General features: G+C 43.5%; 15 protein-coding genes. 3 read left to right on the forward strand and 12 right to left on the reverse strand.

The window, feature by feature from the left end; all coding sequences use genetic code 11:
- Positions 1-199: 199 nt before the first annotated feature.
- Positions 200-460 carry a 30S ribosomal protein S20 gene (rpsT, locus tag AC5JQI_RS15990; RefSeq protein WP_237385345.1) on the forward strand — a complete coding sequence of 87 codons (261 nt, stop codon included), beginning with the start codon at positions 200-202 and terminating at the stop codon, positions 458-460.
- A 93-nt stretch (positions 461-553) separates the two neighbouring features.
- On the opposite strand, the gene nhaR is transcribed toward rpsT, so the two are convergent.
- On the reverse strand, positions 554-1,480 hold the full coding sequence (gene nhaR, locus AC5JQI_RS15995) for a transcriptional activator NhaR (RefSeq protein ID WP_237385344.1): 927 nt from the start codon (positions 1,478-1,480) through the stop codon (positions 554-556).
- Positions 1,481-1,693: 213 nt separating this feature from the next.
- Positions 1,694-2,872, reverse strand: coding sequence for a Na+/H+ antiporter NhaA (gene nhaA / locus AC5JQI_RS16000; RefSeq protein WP_493912875.1), 1,179 nt, complete (start codon positions 2,870-2,872; stop codon positions 1,694-1,696).
- Between the two features lie 207 nt (positions 2,873-3,079).
- Between nhaA and AC5JQI_RS16005 the strand changes: the two genes are divergently transcribed.
- Entirely contained in the window at positions 3,080-3,925 is an 846-nt protein-coding gene (locus tag AC5JQI_RS16005) for a DMT family transporter (protein ID WP_493912876.1), read from the forward strand.
- Positions 3,926-4,174: 249 nt separating this feature from the next.
- On the opposite strand, the gene AC5JQI_RS16010 is transcribed toward AC5JQI_RS16005, so the two are convergent.
- From AC5JQI_RS16010 to dnaK, 5 genes are all read right to left on the reverse strand, one after another.
- Positions 4,175-4,711, reverse strand: coding sequence for a hypothetical protein (locus AC5JQI_RS16010; protein WP_493912877.1), 537 nt, complete (start codon positions 4,709-4,711; stop codon positions 4,175-4,177).
- Positions 4,711-4,992 (reverse strand): hypothetical protein, encoded by a 282-nt coding sequence (locus tag AC5JQI_RS16015; protein WP_493912878.1) that lies wholly within the window; start codon positions 4,990-4,992, stop codon positions 4,711-4,713. Before AC5JQI_RS16015 ends, AC5JQI_RS16010 begins: the two co-directional genes overlap by 1 nt.
- A gap of 102 nt (positions 4,993-5,094) precedes the next feature.
- Entirely contained in the window at positions 5,095-6,132 is a 1,038-nt protein-coding gene (locus tag AC5JQI_RS16020) for an IS630 family transposase (RefSeq protein ID WP_493912879.1), read from the reverse strand.
- Between the two features lie 233 nt (positions 6,133-6,365).
- Entirely contained in the window at positions 6,366-7,502 is a 1,137-nt protein-coding gene (dnaJ, locus tag AC5JQI_RS16025) for a molecular chaperone DnaJ (RefSeq protein WP_493912880.1), read from the reverse strand.
- A gap of 104 nt (positions 7,503-7,606) precedes the next feature.
- Positions 7,607-9,517, reverse strand: a complete 1,911-nt coding sequence (gene dnaK, locus AC5JQI_RS16030) for a molecular chaperone DnaK (RefSeq protein ID WP_493912881.1) — start codon at positions 9,515-9,517, stop codon at positions 7,607-7,609.
- A 349-nt stretch (positions 9,518-9,866) separates the two neighbouring features.
- Here dnaK and satP point away from each other — a divergent pair, with 349 nt between their 5' ends.
- Positions 9,867-10,439, forward strand: coding sequence for an acetate uptake transporter (satP, locus tag AC5JQI_RS16035; protein ID WP_493912882.1), 573 nt, complete (start codon positions 9,867-9,869; stop codon positions 10,437-10,439).
- A gap of 90 nt (positions 10,440-10,529) precedes the next feature.
- On the opposite strand, the gene AC5JQI_RS16040 is transcribed toward satP, so the two are convergent.
- The 5 genes from AC5JQI_RS16040 to AC5JQI_RS16060 all read right to left on the reverse strand — a co-directional run bounded on the left by AC5JQI_RS16040 (position 10,530) and on the right by AC5JQI_RS16060 (position 15,030).
- A complete protein-coding gene (locus AC5JQI_RS16040) occupies positions 10,530-11,801 on the reverse strand; it encodes an MFS transporter (RefSeq protein ID WP_493912883.1) in 1,272 nt (423 codons plus the stop codon).
- Between the two features lie 280 nt (positions 11,802-12,081).
- A complete protein-coding gene (locus tag AC5JQI_RS16045) occupies positions 12,082-12,657 on the reverse strand; it encodes a flavoprotein (protein WP_237386814.1) in 576 nt (191 codons plus the stop codon).
- 68 nt (positions 12,658-12,725) lie between these two features.
- Entirely contained in the window at positions 12,726-13,568 is an 843-nt protein-coding gene (locus AC5JQI_RS16050; protein ID WP_493912884.1) for a metallophosphoesterase family protein, read from the reverse strand.
- Positions 13,569-13,617: 49 nt separating this feature from the next.
- On the reverse strand, positions 13,618-14,082 hold the full coding sequence (locus tag AC5JQI_RS16055) for a group II truncated hemoglobin (RefSeq protein WP_092548403.1): 465 nt from the start codon (positions 14,080-14,082) through the stop codon (positions 13,618-13,620).
- A gap of 78 nt (positions 14,083-14,160) precedes the next feature.
- Entirely contained in the window at positions 14,161-15,030 is an 870-nt protein-coding gene (locus AC5JQI_RS16060) for a GNAT family N-acetyltransferase (protein WP_493912885.1), read from the reverse strand.
- Between the last annotated feature and the right edge of the window lie 126 nt (positions 15,031-15,156).

Here is a 15,156-nt window from a genome sequence, read left to right on the forward strand (position 1 = left end):
TGAGATTCATTCTGTTTTTTTCTTGCGAAGGACTGTATTCCCTCTCAGTAAGCTGATAAAATCCTGCACTATCACAACGTAACCAGCGTCGCCGTACAACGACGCTTATTTGCACAAATCCATTGACAAAAGAAGGCTGAACAGGCATATTCCTCGGCCTTTGAATTGTCCTCGATAGAATATATTTGGGAGTTGGACCTTGGCTAATATCAAATCAGCTAAGAAACGCGCCGTACAGTCTGAGAAACGCCGTCAGCACAACGCAAGCCGTCGTTCTATGGTGCGTACTTTTATCAAGAAAGTATACGCGGCTATCGCTGCTGGCGATAAAGAAACTGCACAGAAAGCATTCAATGACATGCAACCAATTGTTGATCGTCACGCCTGCAAGGGTCTGATCCACAAAAATAAAGCAGCACGTCATAAATCTGCTCTGGCAGCACAAATCAAAGCAATGTAATTATTTGTTTTGGTTATGCTAAAAAAAACCGGCTATAAGCCGGTTTTTTTGTATCTGCAGGTTTTTTAATTTAAAGGTCTTAATATTCTAGTTCTAACGTAATCTTTCAGGACTACTTTTGGGAGGTGAGCTAAATAAAGTCGAGAAATCTTTATTGCATACTCGCTGAACTGCCGGATGTTGGATCATACGCTCTGCAAAAATGACGTAATACTCTTCCTGTACAGTATCCAGCCGGCCTATTTCGACAATATCACTATCAGCAAAAATATCATTGGCATAGAAGGAAGGCGCAATGAAAATAGCGTTATGGTACATACCAAATGCTTTCATCAGTGCGGCATCATCAAATTCACCCAGTACCTCAACCTGAAGGTTTTTATTGCGTATCCATGTCAGTAGCTTTCTGCCCAGCATGGAGCGGCGACCAGGGATCAGCAAACGGCGCTCTTCCAAACATTCTGGAAACGGTTTTTCTGGGATTGGTTGACGGCAGTAAAAACTGATTTTACATTCACCCAGCTTCACTGAGAATAATCCTTCTTGCTGAGAAGAATCCACCGGACAATCTGACAGGATCATGTCCAGTTTATGCTGACTGAGTTGTTCAAGCAGCATTTCATGTGTTGATTCAAAACAGCGTAAGTGAATTTTCTCATGTTCCACAACAGCGGTTTCCAGCACTTTGCTGACTAAACGCTTGGACAGAGCATCAGCGACACCAACATCAAACAGTAGATTTGATTCTCGGCTGTAAGTAACGATATCCAGCATTTCCTGACTGAGCGTAAACATTTTATCCGCATAACGGAAAATCAATTGTCCCAGTTCAGAAGGTACCAAACCTCTTCCCTGTCGCTTGAATAATTTTCCATCCAGACGTTCTTCCAGTGCCTTGATCTGCCCAGTAATGGTCTGCGGCGTCAGATATAGCGCCTCTGCTGCACCCACAACAGAACCTTCTTTGCAAACATGCCAAAAATAATAGAGGTGATTAAAGTTTAAATGTGAAACCCGCATATATTTATCCTTGTGTATGCCTCTTTAATACCCTTTATTGGGCATATGACAGCCGTGACTATACATTTCAGGCTGCCAGATCATGGCATTCTCCTATTTTCTATTGATAAAAAATAATCGCGGCAGCCATGGCTAATGTTGTACCGCGAATATTAAAAGGGTGAATTAGTTCGGAAATTGTTTATGTATCTGTGTTTAAATTAATCTATACATTTACTTTTGGCTACGTTTTTTCTTTGGCAACAGTGTGCTTAATAATCCATAACCAACGACGGCAGCAGTGGTGGAGCCAATCAATATGCCTAAACGTGCATAAGTACTGAAAGCGTCATTTAGACCTTCAAATGCCAGTCCAGAAATAAAGATAGACATAGTAAAACCGATCCCACACAGTACAGAAACGGCGAATATTTGCTCCATACCAATTTTTTCCGGTAATTTTGCAATGCCTAGTTTGACTGAAATCCAGCTAAACAGGAAAATGCCCAATGGCTTGCCGATAAACAGACCAAGGGCAATGCCTACAGGCAACATGCTTGTTAAACCATCCATTGTGACGCCCTGTAATGAGACTCCCGCATTAGCAAAGGCAAACAGTGGCAGAATCAAATACGCCACCCAAGGATGAAGTTCATGTTCCAGAACTTCTGAAGGTGAATTCCCTTTTTTGTCGTGCAGAGGGATCAAAAACCCAACGATAACGCCAGCCAGAGTCGCATGAACCCCAGATTTTAGGATGCAAACCCACAAAATAATACCGACAATCAGATAATTAGATGTTTTAGCTACTCCTTTCCAGTTCATCCAGACAAGAAGTGCGATCATGGCCGCAGAGAGTCCAAGTGCTCCCAAAGAAACGCTCTTGGTATAGAACAAAGCAATAATGACGATAACACCTAAGTCATCAATAATTGCCAGAGCAAGCAAAAATACTTTTAACGCTGTGGGAACTCGTTTTCCCAACAATGCCATGATCCCGAGTGCAAACGCGATATCCGTTGCTGCGGGAATTGCCCAGCCTTGTCGCGTGATGTCATCACTGCCATTAAACAGCAAATAGATCAGTGCCGGAGCCAGCATTCCGCCAAGTGCAGCAATGGCAGGAAAAATCGCTTTGTCACGACCTGCAAGCGAACCTTCCATGAGTTCCCGCTTCACTTCCAGACCGACAATCAGGAAGAATATTGCCATTAATCCATCATTTATCCATAGCAATAACGGTTTGTTGATTTCCAACGCAGCAAATTGAACTGCAACAGGAAGATTGAGAAATTGATGATAAATACCCTGCAATGGCGTATTTGCCATAACCAGCGCAATAAGGGCCGCAATGATGAGAAAAATTCCACCAGCTGCCTCCAATTTCAAGAATTGGCGAATAATTGCAGTCATGAATAGGTAACCTTTGAAATTGATCGGTGTCGCTAATGTTATGATAGTTATGATATCGGAAAAAACAGATTATCTGTGCAATTACTGTAGATAAAATCGAATAATTTCAATCTGAAAATAACAGTTTTGGGATCATTGATAAAATGTATTAAATAGTAGAAGATGTTTTTTCCATCAACTATGCTAACAATGTGAGTAACATCCTCTATGACAACCTTGGTTTTCTTGTTTGTTATCGGCGCAGCTCTATTGCATGCCAGTTGGAATACTTTAGTAAAAATTAGTGTTGATCGGTTCTTGGGTATTTCGATTATTGTCTTTTTTGCCGGCATGATTGCGACATTAGGACTATTTTGGGTTGGATTGCCGACATTGTCCTCCCTGCCGTGGTTAATATTATCTGCGATCTTACATACGGCTTATTGTCTGTTTTTAAGCCGCTCTTATACGACAGGAGACTTGGGGCAGGTATATCCCATTGCCAGAGGTTGTGCGCCATTAATCACGGCTTTATTGAGCTGGCTTATCTTGCGGGAAATGTTACCGCCGCTTGCCATGTTGGGCGTGGCCTTCATTGTTGTGGGGATTATGTTAATTGCATTTCCACAAGGGAAAAAATCCTGGCAACTAGATCGCAAGACATTGATTGCCGCCATCACAACCTCCGTATTTACCGCGGGTTATACCTTAACCGATGGCGCAGGCTCCCGTGCCAGCGAGAATACCTTGAGCTATATTTTATGGTTGTTTGCGATTAATGGCTGGATCATGGGCGTAATGATGTATTGCAAATATTGGCATCGTGCTGGCAGGGAGCTTCGCCAATATTGGCAACAAGGGTTATTGGGCGGAATGATGCAGTTATCCAGTTATGGCATTGTTATTTGGGCAATGAGTCAGGCTCCTATTGTTTTGGTTGCCGCCTTACGTGAAATCAGCGTGTTGTTTGCGATGTTATTGTCTGTCGTTATCTTACGGGAACCGTTTAGCAAGATGCGGTTATTAGCTTGTGTTGTGATTGTAGCAGGGGTTATTAGGACTAAATTGGGGTAAAAACCTTTGTAGTGAGCACATGAAAATGCAATGACTTGCCGCTTCCAGGTAAGAAATAATTTCTGATTCGTAGCAAAGCTTCGCCAATTGGTGTGCAATTTCACCGTTAAACAGTAATTCGACCTGACAACGACAAGCAGTAAATCACCAATGGCCTTTTTTCTATCTGAATTAAAACGTTACTGCTTAAGAGTCCGTTATGAGTAATAAATAGGAACTTTTGGAGAGTCCAATTCGTTTTTGGTAATTTCATGGATGGAAGTATTCAAAGTGAGTACTATTGAATACAACTGCACCATCAGGTTTTATAATAGCCTGATGTAATACCTGCTTTTCACTCTGACACATCATATTATATGTATTTCTATATTTAGGATAACCCGGATCTTCCAATAACGGATATTTTGGTTTATGTACTGAAGGAGCAGGAGCTTGTCCTAAGGCTAAATACTTTCCATCCTCTGCCCAGCGATCCATTCTTGTTTTCCAATGGATATCATAATTTTCAGATAAACAAACTATATTTGCCCATGGATCGCATATCCACGCTCCATCTGGAATCTTATTGTACTTTTTGTACAGTGGGTTCATTTTTTTATCTTGAAACTCGTAATCATAGGTATGCGGAGGATAATAAAACATGACAAAACAGTGATCATACTGTGATAGAGGGATAGGAGAAATAATCTCAATGTAAATAGGCTGAATTTCTCCTGATGTCTCTGCAGTAAAAGAATTTTTATATAAATTATATATATCACTTGCTCTTTCTTTTGCCAGATACATCAATACAGCAATAGAATATTCATTACAATTTCCAACCAATAAATCATTATGTTTTTTTCTTCCAGTATAACTTTATATTTTTCATCTACGTTTGTCTGCCAGTATAATTTTGTTTTTAATTCTGCGGATTTTTGCTCTCTAGCGTAGCAATTTTTTCTAGAATATCTTTCTGGCCGATCTCCTGATTGATGTTCAGGGTTTAAATAAGATATATTTGCAGGTTTACTTGGAAAAATGCCGTAAGTATGTGTAATTGCTTGTCTTAATATATTCCAAATCATTTTAATACTCTCAATACTCTCATTGTTGTTGCATTATGCTTAAACCATATTGTTTTTGTATGGATATTTAAGAATGATACTCTCCACTCTTTTTATACCAATCTAACTTGAAGGTGCGGGTTTTAAAATCTGAAAATTATCAGTCAGTCGAGTCGTCAGTTCTTTCGTTTTTTCTGGCAACGTGACATGAAAAAAGTGATGAAGGGTTTCACGAAATGTCTTCGCATTCGGAAAATAGACATTGTTACACACTTGCTCATTCATATACTTCCACAATCGCTCTATCGGATTGAGGTTTGGGCTGTAAGGCGGTAGGTAATGCAATTCAATATTCAGGACATACGCAATATCTTTCACCAACTCGGCTCGGTGGTAACCCGCCCCATCCAGAATAATGTGGATTTTTTGCGAAAGCGGGTAAGTTTCCCGGAGCGCCCCGAAAAAATACGCGATGCTTTCAGCATTGATACTCGGATATTCACGGATCACGGTGTCTTCAATTCGTTGTAAATTGAGGGCACCCAGAATATTAAGACGGGTACGACTGCCGGTGGTTTCGACCACTTTTACCTGATTTTTTCCTGCTTTCATCCAGCCATAGCTGAGCTTTGTGGACTGTGAAGGATGCACCGCATCAATAAATAGGATAGGTTCATTTTGACCCGCCCGGTCTTTAAGAGACTGGTAGTCATCAATAAATTGTTGCTGTTGATCCGCATCGAATTTATGAGGCACTCCCTTTGGCTTTTTGTAGCTGAAACCCTGGCGGTGAAGCCATTTCGTCATTCCGCCCACGCTGAAAGACACCTGCCAACGTGCTCGGACGTAAGCCACAATTTGGGCGGTGGTATGCATCAAATTTGTCGTCAAATAATCAATCAAGTCGGCGGTTTGTTCGGCAGAGAGATGGCTTTCAGAACCGCCATTTTCCGGGGTGAGCTTTTCCTGAGCGATAAAATCTTTTAGGTGACGGCTTACCGTACTTTCATGAATACGCAAGGCCTGTGCAATCATCTGAGCAGTCCAGCCCTCTGACGCCAAAAGCACCGCCTTGATGCGATCACAAACTCGACTGTCGCGCGTTGTATCATGCATCAATTCGAGGGCATGTTTTTGTTCTGGTGTCAGATGAATTTTCATGGTTGCAAGCATGATCGGGTTTGGATAAGAAATCAAGCATCTTCAAAGGAGATTGGTATAGATAAAATGCAACACTTATAAAATAACAGCATATTTAAAAATAATTGAGAAATAAAATAATTTAATTATTTGAAAAAACAAATAAATTAATAAATAAAAAATCCCCCTGAGCATCAACAAATTAAAAGGTTGATCAGGAGGATTTATAGTTAGATTTTTTGCAATGTATAAAATTACTTCGTCAAATCATCAAAAAATTTCTTCACGCCATCAAGGAAGCTCTTGGAGCGAGGGCTGTTGGTTTCACCACTTTTTCCGCCAAAAGATTCACCCAGTTTACGCATCAGCTCTTTCTGCTCTTCATTCAGCTTAACCGGAGTTTCCACGACAACACGACACAGCAGGTCACCTTGCACACCACCGCGGACAGATTTAACACCTTTACCTTTCATGCGGAACAGTTTACTGGTCTGAGTTTCCGCAGGAATTTTCAGGCTGACACGACCATCTAGGGTCGGAACTTCAATTTCACCACCCAATGCCGCAGTTGCGAAGTTGATCGGTACTTCACAATAAAGGTTGCTGTCTTCGCGCTCAAAAATATGGTGCGCTTTGACTTGAACCTGTACATATAAATCACCTGATGGTGCACCATTTTCACCGGCTTCACCTTCACCGCTCAAACGAATGCGATCATCTGTATCTACACCGGCAGGGATCTTAACAGACAGGGTTTTGTATTTTTCAACACGACCGTGTCCATGACATTTACCGCAAGGATCTTTGATGATTTTTCCGCGCCCGTGGCACTGAGGACAAGGCTGCTGAACCGCGAAGAATCCTTGGCGCATTTGCACTTGACCTGCACCGCGACAGGTTGGGCAGGTTTCTGGGCTGGTGCCTGTTTTTGCGCCGCTACCATGGCAGTTATCACAGGATTCTAATGTTGGAATGCGGATCTCTTTGGTCACACCACGGACAGCTTCTTCAAGTGTCAGTTCCATGTTGTAACGCAGGTCTGAACCACGGCTGGCGCGCTGTTGACGACGACCGCCACCGAAAATATCTCCGAAAACGTCACCAAAAACATCACTAAAGTCAGCTCCACCACCGAAACCGCCAGCACCACCGCCCATGCCTCCCTGTTCAAAGGCAGCATGACCATATTGGTCATAAGCAGCGCGTTTTTGAGAATCTGTCAGGATTTCATACGCTTCTTTAATTTCTTTGAATTTGCTTTCTGCTTCTTTATCGCCCTGATTACGATCGGGGTGATATTTCATTGCCAGCCGTTTATAGGCTTTTTTTATCTCTTTTTCGTCTGTGGTTTTGGAAACGCCCAAAACTTCGTAATAATCTTTTTTTGCCATTATATTATTTACCCTTAACACGTACGCACGGGCGTAGAGTTACCTCAACGCCCGTGCCAGTTAACAAGTAACAGGCGCCCTGTTACCTTGCCCGCTAAGGGCTATTATTTTTTGTCTTTAACTTCTTCGAATTCAGCGTCTACAACGTCGTCTTCTTTCTTCGCATTGCCTGCACCTGCGTCAGCAGCACCAGCCTGAGCTTGTTGCTGTGCGATTTCCAGAAGTTTCTGGGATGCTTCAACCAGAGCCTGAATCTTCGCTTCGATTTCAGCTTTATCTTCGGCTTTCGCCGCAGTTTCCAGCTCAGAAGATGCTTTCTCGATTGCTGCTTTTTCGTCAGCAGTCAGTTTGTCACCAGCTTCTTCAACTTGTTTACGGGTACCGTGGATCAGTTGGTCTGCTTGGTTGCGAACCTGAACCAGCTCTTCAAACTTACGGTCAGCTTCTGCGTTTGCTTCTGCATCGCGTACCATCTGTTGGATTTCTTCTTCGTTCAGACCAGAAGATGCCTTGATGGTGATGTTCTGCTCACGACCAGAGTTTTTGTCTTTCGCAGAAACGTGCAGGATACCGTCAGCATCAATGTCGAAAGTGACTTCGATCTGCGGAGTACCGCGCATTGCTGGCTGAATGCCGTCAAGGTTGAACTGACCCAGTGATTTGTTATCGTTGGCACGTTTACGCTCACCTTGCAGTACATGGATGGTTACTGCGGACTGATTGTCTTCTGCTGTAGAGAACACTTGGCTATGCTTGGTTGGAATAGTGGTGTTCTTAGTAATCAGGGACGTCATCACGCCGCCCATGGTTTCGATACCCAAGGACAGTGGAGTTACGTCCAGTAGCAGAACGTCTTTCACGTCACCTGCCAGTACGCCACCCTGAACGGCTGCGCCCATCGCAACTGCTTCATCTGGGTTGACATCTTTACGTGGCTCTTTGCCGAAGAAATCTGCAACTGCTTTCTGTACCATTGGCATACGAGTCTGACCACCAACCAGAATCACGTCCTGAACGTCAGATACAGACAGGCCAGCGTCATTCAGAGCTACTTTCAGTGGCTCGATAGAACGTTTAACCAGATCTTCAACCAAAGATTCCAGTTTTGCACGAGTTACTTTAACGTTCATGTGCTTAGGACCAGTCGCGTCTGCGGTGATATATGGCAGATTCACGTCAGTTTGCTGTGCGGAAGAAAGTTCGATTTTCGCTTTTTCAGCTGCTTCTTTCAGACGTTGCATTGCCAGTGGGTCGTTACGCAGATCAATACCTTGTTCTTTCTTGAATTCGTCAACCAGGTAGTTGATCATACGGCTGTCGAAGTCTTCACCACCCAAGTGAGTATCACCATTGGTTGCCAGAACTTCATACGTTTTTTCGCCATCAACTTCGTCGATTTCGATGATAGAGATATCGAAAGTACCGCCACCCAAGTCATAAACTGCGATGGTACGGTTGCCGATTTCTTTGTCCAGACCATAAGCCAGAGCAGCAGCGGTTGGTTCGTTGATGATACGCTTCACTTCCAGACCTGCGATACGGCCAGCATCTTTAGTTGCCTGACGCTGTGCATCGTTGAAGTATGCCGGAACGGTGATAACAGCTTCGGTTATTGGCTCACCCAGATAATCTTCTGCTGTTTTCTTCATTTTCTTCAGAACTTCAGCTGAAACCTGAGGTGGTGCCATTTTCTGGTTTTTCACTTCCAGCCATGCATCGCCGTTATCCGCAGCTATGATTTTATATGGCATAATAGATACGTCACGCTGAACTTCTTCGTCTGGAAAACGACGACCGATCAAACGCTTGATGGCGAACAGCGTATTTTGCGGGTTAGTAACAGCCTGACGTTTAGCTGGTTGACCAACCAGAGTTTCACCATCCTGAGTATACGCGATGATAGAAGGTGTGGTGCGGTCACCCTCGCTGTTTTCAAGCACACGAGTGGTTGTGCCGTCCATAATTGCTACACAAGAGTTGGTAGTTCCCAAGTCGATACCAATGATTTTACCCATCTAAACGCCTCCACAAAGAATTCATATATTCGGTCAAGTTACTAAGCTATATGAGGACGAATGTTTTCTTTTCAATGGCACTGATGGCCAGAAATTCCTCATTTTATATTTTCAGCTAATGCCGGAATATCGGTAGTAACTGTAGTTGAGACTTAGATGGGGTCATTCATCCCATCATCAAGGGGGAGACTGAAAAAAATTTGAGGTTTGATAAATTTTTTTTTCTCAGACCATTGTGTAGTTGATGCCATCACATTATGATTCGCCGCCTTTTATGATTTCTTGGCACCGGAAACCGCCGTCAGAAATTTTTTAATATTTTGTTTTATTTGTATTTTCTAGGGGAAGTATGCATTCTACTAAGTTGGCGAACCCAGGCCCATTGGGTTTAATGGGTTTTGGCATGACCACCATTTTGTTGAATTTGCACAACGCAGGTTTTTTCCCATTGACCTCAGTTATCCTGAGCATGGGAATTTTTTATGGTGGTTTGGCTCAAGTGCTGGCTGGCATTTTTGAGTACAAAAAAGGGAATACTTTTGCTGCAACCGCATTTACTTCATACGGTATGTTCTGGTTGAGTTTGATTGGCTTGCTTTTCCTGCCAACAATGGGATTGGCTGAAACAACCAGCCATGAATTCCTCGGCGTTTATCTGGCCCTGTGGGGAATTTTCACCCTGTTCATGTTCTTTGGTACGTTGAAAGCAAACCGTGCCCTGCAATTTGTGTTTGCCAGCCTGACGCTGCTGTTCGCATTGTTGGCGATTGGTAATATCACGGGTAATGCGGCCATCTTGACCTTTGCTGGTTTTGAGGGTGTTATCTGTGGCGCAAGTGCTTTCTATCTGGCAATGGCGGAAGTTCTGAATGAACAATACGGCCGTACTATTTTGCCGATTGGTGAAGTGAAGCACGCTTAGCCATTTTGAGACAGGATGAGCATAAATACTCATCCTGTTCTTTAGAAATAGTTAGTTCATCTTAATTCTTCATTATCGGCTTGCACTTTCTCACATGCCTTTTTTCCTCAAATAAACCCCCAATAAGATACCGATAGCCGATAAGGACATCATATAGTAGGCGGGTGCCTGTGAAGTATATTTCAGCAGTAAGGTCACAAGGATCGGTGTCAATCCGCCAAAAATGGCATAAGCCAGATTATATGAAAATGAAATGCCGCTGAAGCGCACTTCTGGCGGATAGCTCTTGACCATGACGAACGGCGCGGCTCCGATCACGCCAACAGACAGCCCGACGATAGCATAAGCGCTAAATAATGTGAGTGGTTCATCGCTGATATTATGGTAGAAAGTCCAACTTGTGGCGGCCAAAAGAAGACAACCGACAATTAAAACGATACCAGCTCCCCACTTATCACATAAATATCCGACAGATACACAGCCAATCGCCAATGAGATGATGGCCAGACTATTTGCTTTCAGGGTAAGCGACTGTTCCAGATGAAATACCGTCTGCATATAAGTTGGTGTCATTAAGATGATGACAACGATGCCAGCGGAGAGTAACCAAGTCAGCAGCATAGAAATTATAACGGCGCGTTTGTGATTAAAAACCACGGACTTCAGCGGCATTTCTTCTGTCAATACCTTGCGTTCCTGCATTTCTTTGAAGATAGGTGTTTCATGTAACCAACGGCGCAGGTACACAGCACACAGGCCGAAAATCCCGCCCAGAAAGAATGGCAGACGCCAGGCCCAGTCCAAGACTTCTTGTCTGATATAAATAGATGTAATGATGGTTGCCACAAGAGAACCGAATAAAATTCCCATGGTCAGGCCTGCTGTAAGAACACCACACGCAAATCCAATGCGCTTATGGGGAACATGTTCTGCTACAAAAACCCATGCACCGGGAACTTCCCCGCCAATGGCAGCACCCTGCATCACACGCATGAATAAAAGCAGCAGGGGAGCAGCGATGCCAATAGAATCATAGGTAGGCAGCATCCCGATGGCCAGTGTTGGTACAGCCATCAGGAAAATACTGAGTGAAAACATTTTCTTACGTCCGACCAAATCACCAAAATGAGCCATGATGATTCCACCTAAGGGCCGGGCTAAATAACCCGCAGCAAAAATGCCAAAGGTTTGCAGTTGCCTAAGCCATTCAGGTATATCCGCAGGGAAAAATAGCGTACCAAGCGTAACGGCAAAAAAGACGAAGATAATAAAATCATAAAACTCCAAAGCACCACCCAGGGCAGCCAGAAACAGAGTTTTATAGTCTTGGTTGTTTAATGAACGATTTTGATATTGTGACATAAGTTACCGATTTATAGTTATAAAATAAGATTATCATGGCTATTTTCAATCACCTTGTTGCGATTTGGCTAGGTGAAAATATAACTTATGCTATATTAAAAGATGTTTATTCTACAATTTTTTAAATGAAGCCATTATGGTGATATGTAGGTTAAATTTTCTCAAAATGGCTTTAATGGCGAGCTACCAGAGGATTTGGCGAGGGAAGAGTAAGAATCCTATTTGTTGATTAACTATTCTGCTGGGTAAGGATTACTGAACACTCTTCCACAGATAAAAGTTATTTCGGTAAATATTGTTTTAACAGAGAAATAACCGTTTCAGTGTCCGGCAGTGAAGGATGCCCGACCATCCGTTGTAGGGACGCATCAAAGTTTTCATGCCATACAGGTTCAATAACGTGGTAGCTATCATTACGTAACTGGTTAATATTTCGGCGTGTTGCATCTTTTTCCCACATGACACTACCCATGACAGGAAAAAACAAAACAGGAAATGTGGAGGCCAGAACGACTGTCGTTAATCGGTTGGTTGCACCGCCATGGGCAACAGTTGCCAGTGTGTTTGCAGTTGCAGGTAGAACTGCCATGAGGTCATGATCCGCAACAATGCGTGAAGGTTTATCTGTTGGCCAGTCTTGTGGTTTTTCTCCGCTGATAACTCGATCGGCATAGAGGGCAACCGTTTCAGCTGGCAAAAAGGTAGTGGCGCTGTTTGTCATCATTACCGTTAGAGTACAGTCGATCGTAGCCTTAATAGCTAAAAGGTATCTGGGAAGAAGGGTGATATCGACGGAGCCGGTTGTCCCAATCAGAATCCGCGGTTTTATCTGTTGAATCATTTCATCATTTTTCATGGGTAAATTAGCCTTTTATTATCAGAATGGCTGGTTAGCTAAAATAACGGGTTAGTTAAAATAAATAGTCAGCGATACTCGTTTGCATGTTCCAGTAATCCATCCAGTTCCACTAAGTAAGAGCATTTGCGATGTTCTTGCCAATCCCGTGGATACCCCAACGAAACTTCAATATGGATAATATTTTGAATATATTCGATATTTGGAATGTGTAGATGACCGTATACCACCATGCGTATTCCTTTTCTCGATGCCCACTGATGAGTTTTTTCACTACCGCACCAAATGGAAAATTCGGTATTGCGTAAAGATTCGAGGGGTTTTCGGATGATGGGAAAGTGGCTCATCAGGATGATGTCTTCATCATCTGGAATGATATTCAAACGTTTTTCGGTATATTGAATACGCTCTCGGCACCAATCGATAATACTTTTGTGGGGATAGGTTTTCAGGAAGAACTCGTCAGAACTAATGACACCACACCGACGGGCGCGTTCGATAGCCTGATCAGCTGTATAGTCAAAGGTGTTTCTGAATGAATAGTCGTACAACGTAAAGATAGGGGCAATGGTAACAGTTGAACCATCCCTCATGCGATAACGGCAGAACTCATCTTCAGGGGTGAGAACGTTATATTTTCGGCAGATATTGACCAAATGTTCATAACGCAGGACACCGGGTAACTTTAATGGATCTTTGGGGGTACACCAAAGTTCATGATTACCCGGTGTCCAAACAACTTGGGCAAACCGTTGGGACAGTGTACTGATAACCCATGTAAAGTCTGATTCCTGCTCTGCAATATCGCCGGCAAGCAAGAGCCAATCATTGGGCGTGGTTGGCCTTAATGATTCAACCAGCAAACGATTTGCAGCATGGGATACATGTAAGTCACTGATAGCCAACAGCATGCTTTCACCTCACTATCGCTAAATGTCCTTTAAGGATTAGAGCAAAAAATTAGGGCGTTCCCGGAGGGGCGTCTCCCCAACCCCATTTTGGTACAGTTTCGCGGCGTGATGGCTTTGCATCCGGCTGGGAATTAGCCTCAGCCCTGCGGGAACCCCATTCGATATAGCCTGCGAATGCTGCGCGAAATTCAGGATCGGACGGTAAACCGACTTCATCGGCAGCCAGCATAAGTAAATCGACCCATCTTTTCCGCTGTTCAGGTTGAATACTCCTACCCCGGTGACGGCTCAGCATGACTTTGAATCCACCACGTTCATTGGTATAGCGTTCTTCTCCGCCGAGCACTTCTTCCAGCCACATAGCGACATGGCCGGGGTGGTCTGATTTCATGTTCTCGAACAGCGGGGCCAGCAGTTCATCTTGTTCAACCTTGGCATAAAAGGTGTCCATCAATTTCATGAGCACCTCACGGCCTCCCATCCATTCAAATAAGGTTGGTGTTTCATTTGCCATAACATAACCTCTATATATGAGTACGTTAACGATATTAATGATCCTGTGATTCAGACAAGGACGGTGTCTGAATACTTATCATCCCAATTCCAACGAACTAATTGCCTTGACTTTATCTTGCCGTCCCTTGGGTACAGCATTGCCTTTGTACATCCTGTATGTATTAAAGAGTCCCCGTAGCCCATATTCGTGAGCCAGCAGGAGAAAGTCGTTGTTATCAGATTCAGGAACATCGACTGATATGTGTTCTCCGGCAGGAACCAGCGCAAATGCAGTAAGAGCGAGAGTTTCGACAGCTTCTGGATTGTCAGCGTAAAAAGGCCCAATCCGATAGCCGTTATGAGACTTACGGATACCGATGACGCCGGAAATTCCTGTTTTGGAATAGGTACAAAACCCATGGCGCTGCTCTCCCCAAAACCAATTAGAAAGCAATGTATCCCGATAGACGCCGGTGCATTCGGCATCGTATTGAATGACGTCAGCGATATTGGCTGGTGTAATCGGGATCGCGCCTGTCGGCGGGATAATTTTTTGCGTAATGGAGCCAGAAAGCCGGACATTGCGATAATGGGTGACAAACCCTCTTTTTTCATAGATCTGAATTTTATCCCAATTACCATCACACCCAATCGTGCGATGTTCTGCATAGGCAATGGTTGGTTTCCATATTCTTGCAGCGCAAACATGATGACGAAATTCTGGTGCAATGATGAAATTGCCGCCAAACGAATAATTATCTGAATACTTGACCATCGATATTGATGCAATTGGTTGTTCATCACGATAGGCAATAAAAAAGGCATTCGGGTCTACATTAAAGAAATTAGATGTATCGCCTATGCACATATCCCAATTTTCGGCCTCTGCCCAGCCAAGAACAATGGAGTTCCATTGTCTGGCATTTACCGATCGGATGAGACATGTTTTGCTGCTCTTCTCATTCATAACCAATATATCCTCTCGAATAGGGTAGGATGTAAGAGCCTACCGGAATAGGCTCTCAGTGTTGGGAACTTCAGAGCTATTTGTAGCAATTCATCGGCCTATCTTTGCGTTTGCGGCATGACTAAG

The organism is Xenorhabdus sp. XBWT (genome assembly GCF_059072735.1).

Coding starts and splice junctions, on each gene's coding strand:
- nhaR (WP_237385344.1), bottom strand. CDS start 1,480: ATGCGGGTTTCACATTTAAACTTTAATCACCTCTATTATTTTTGGCAT.
- nhaA (WP_493912875.1), bottom strand. CDS start 2,872: ATGACTGCAATTATTCGCCAATTCTTGAAATTGGAGGCAGCTGGTGGA.
- AC5JQI_RS16005 (WP_493912876.1), top strand. CDS start 3,080: ATGACAACCTTGGTTTTCTTGTTTGTTATCGGCGCAGCTCTATTGCAT.
- AC5JQI_RS16010 (WP_493912877.1), bottom strand. CDS start 4,711: ATGTATCTGGCAAAAGAAAGAGCAAGTGATATATATAATTTATATAAA.
- AC5JQI_RS16015 (WP_493912878.1), bottom strand. CDS start 4,992: ATGATTTGGAATATATTAAGACAAGCAATTACACATACTTACGGCATT.
- AC5JQI_RS16020 (WP_493912879.1), bottom strand. CDS start 6,132: ATGAAAATTCATCTGACACCAGAACAAAAACATGCCCTCGAATTGATG.
- dnaJ (WP_493912880.1), bottom strand. CDS start 7,502: ATGGCAAAAAAAGATTATTACGAAGTTTTGGGCGTTTCCAAAACCACA.
- dnaK (WP_493912881.1), bottom strand. CDS start 9,517: ATGGGTAAAATCATTGGTATCGACTTGGGAACTACCAACTCTTGTGTA.
- satP (WP_493912882.1), top strand. CDS start 9,867: ATGCATTCTACTAAGTTGGCGAACCCAGGCCCATTGGGTTTAATGGGT.
- AC5JQI_RS16040 (WP_493912883.1), bottom strand. CDS start 11,801: ATGTCACAATATCAAAATCGTTCATTAAACAACCAAGACTATAAAACT.
- AC5JQI_RS16045 (WP_237386814.1), bottom strand. CDS start 12,657: ATGAAAAATGATGAAATGATTCAACAGATAAAACCGCGGATTCTGATT.
- AC5JQI_RS16050 (WP_493912884.1), bottom strand. CDS start 13,568: ATGCTGTTGGCTATCAGTGACTTACATGTATCCCATGCTGCAAATCGT.
- AC5JQI_RS16055 (WP_092548403.1), bottom strand. CDS start 14,082: ATGGCAAATGAAACACCAACCTTATTTGAATGGATGGGAGGCCGTGAG.
- AC5JQI_RS16060 (WP_493912885.1), bottom strand. CDS start 15,030: ATGAATGAGAAGAGCAGCAAAACATGTCTCATCCGATCGGTAAATGCC.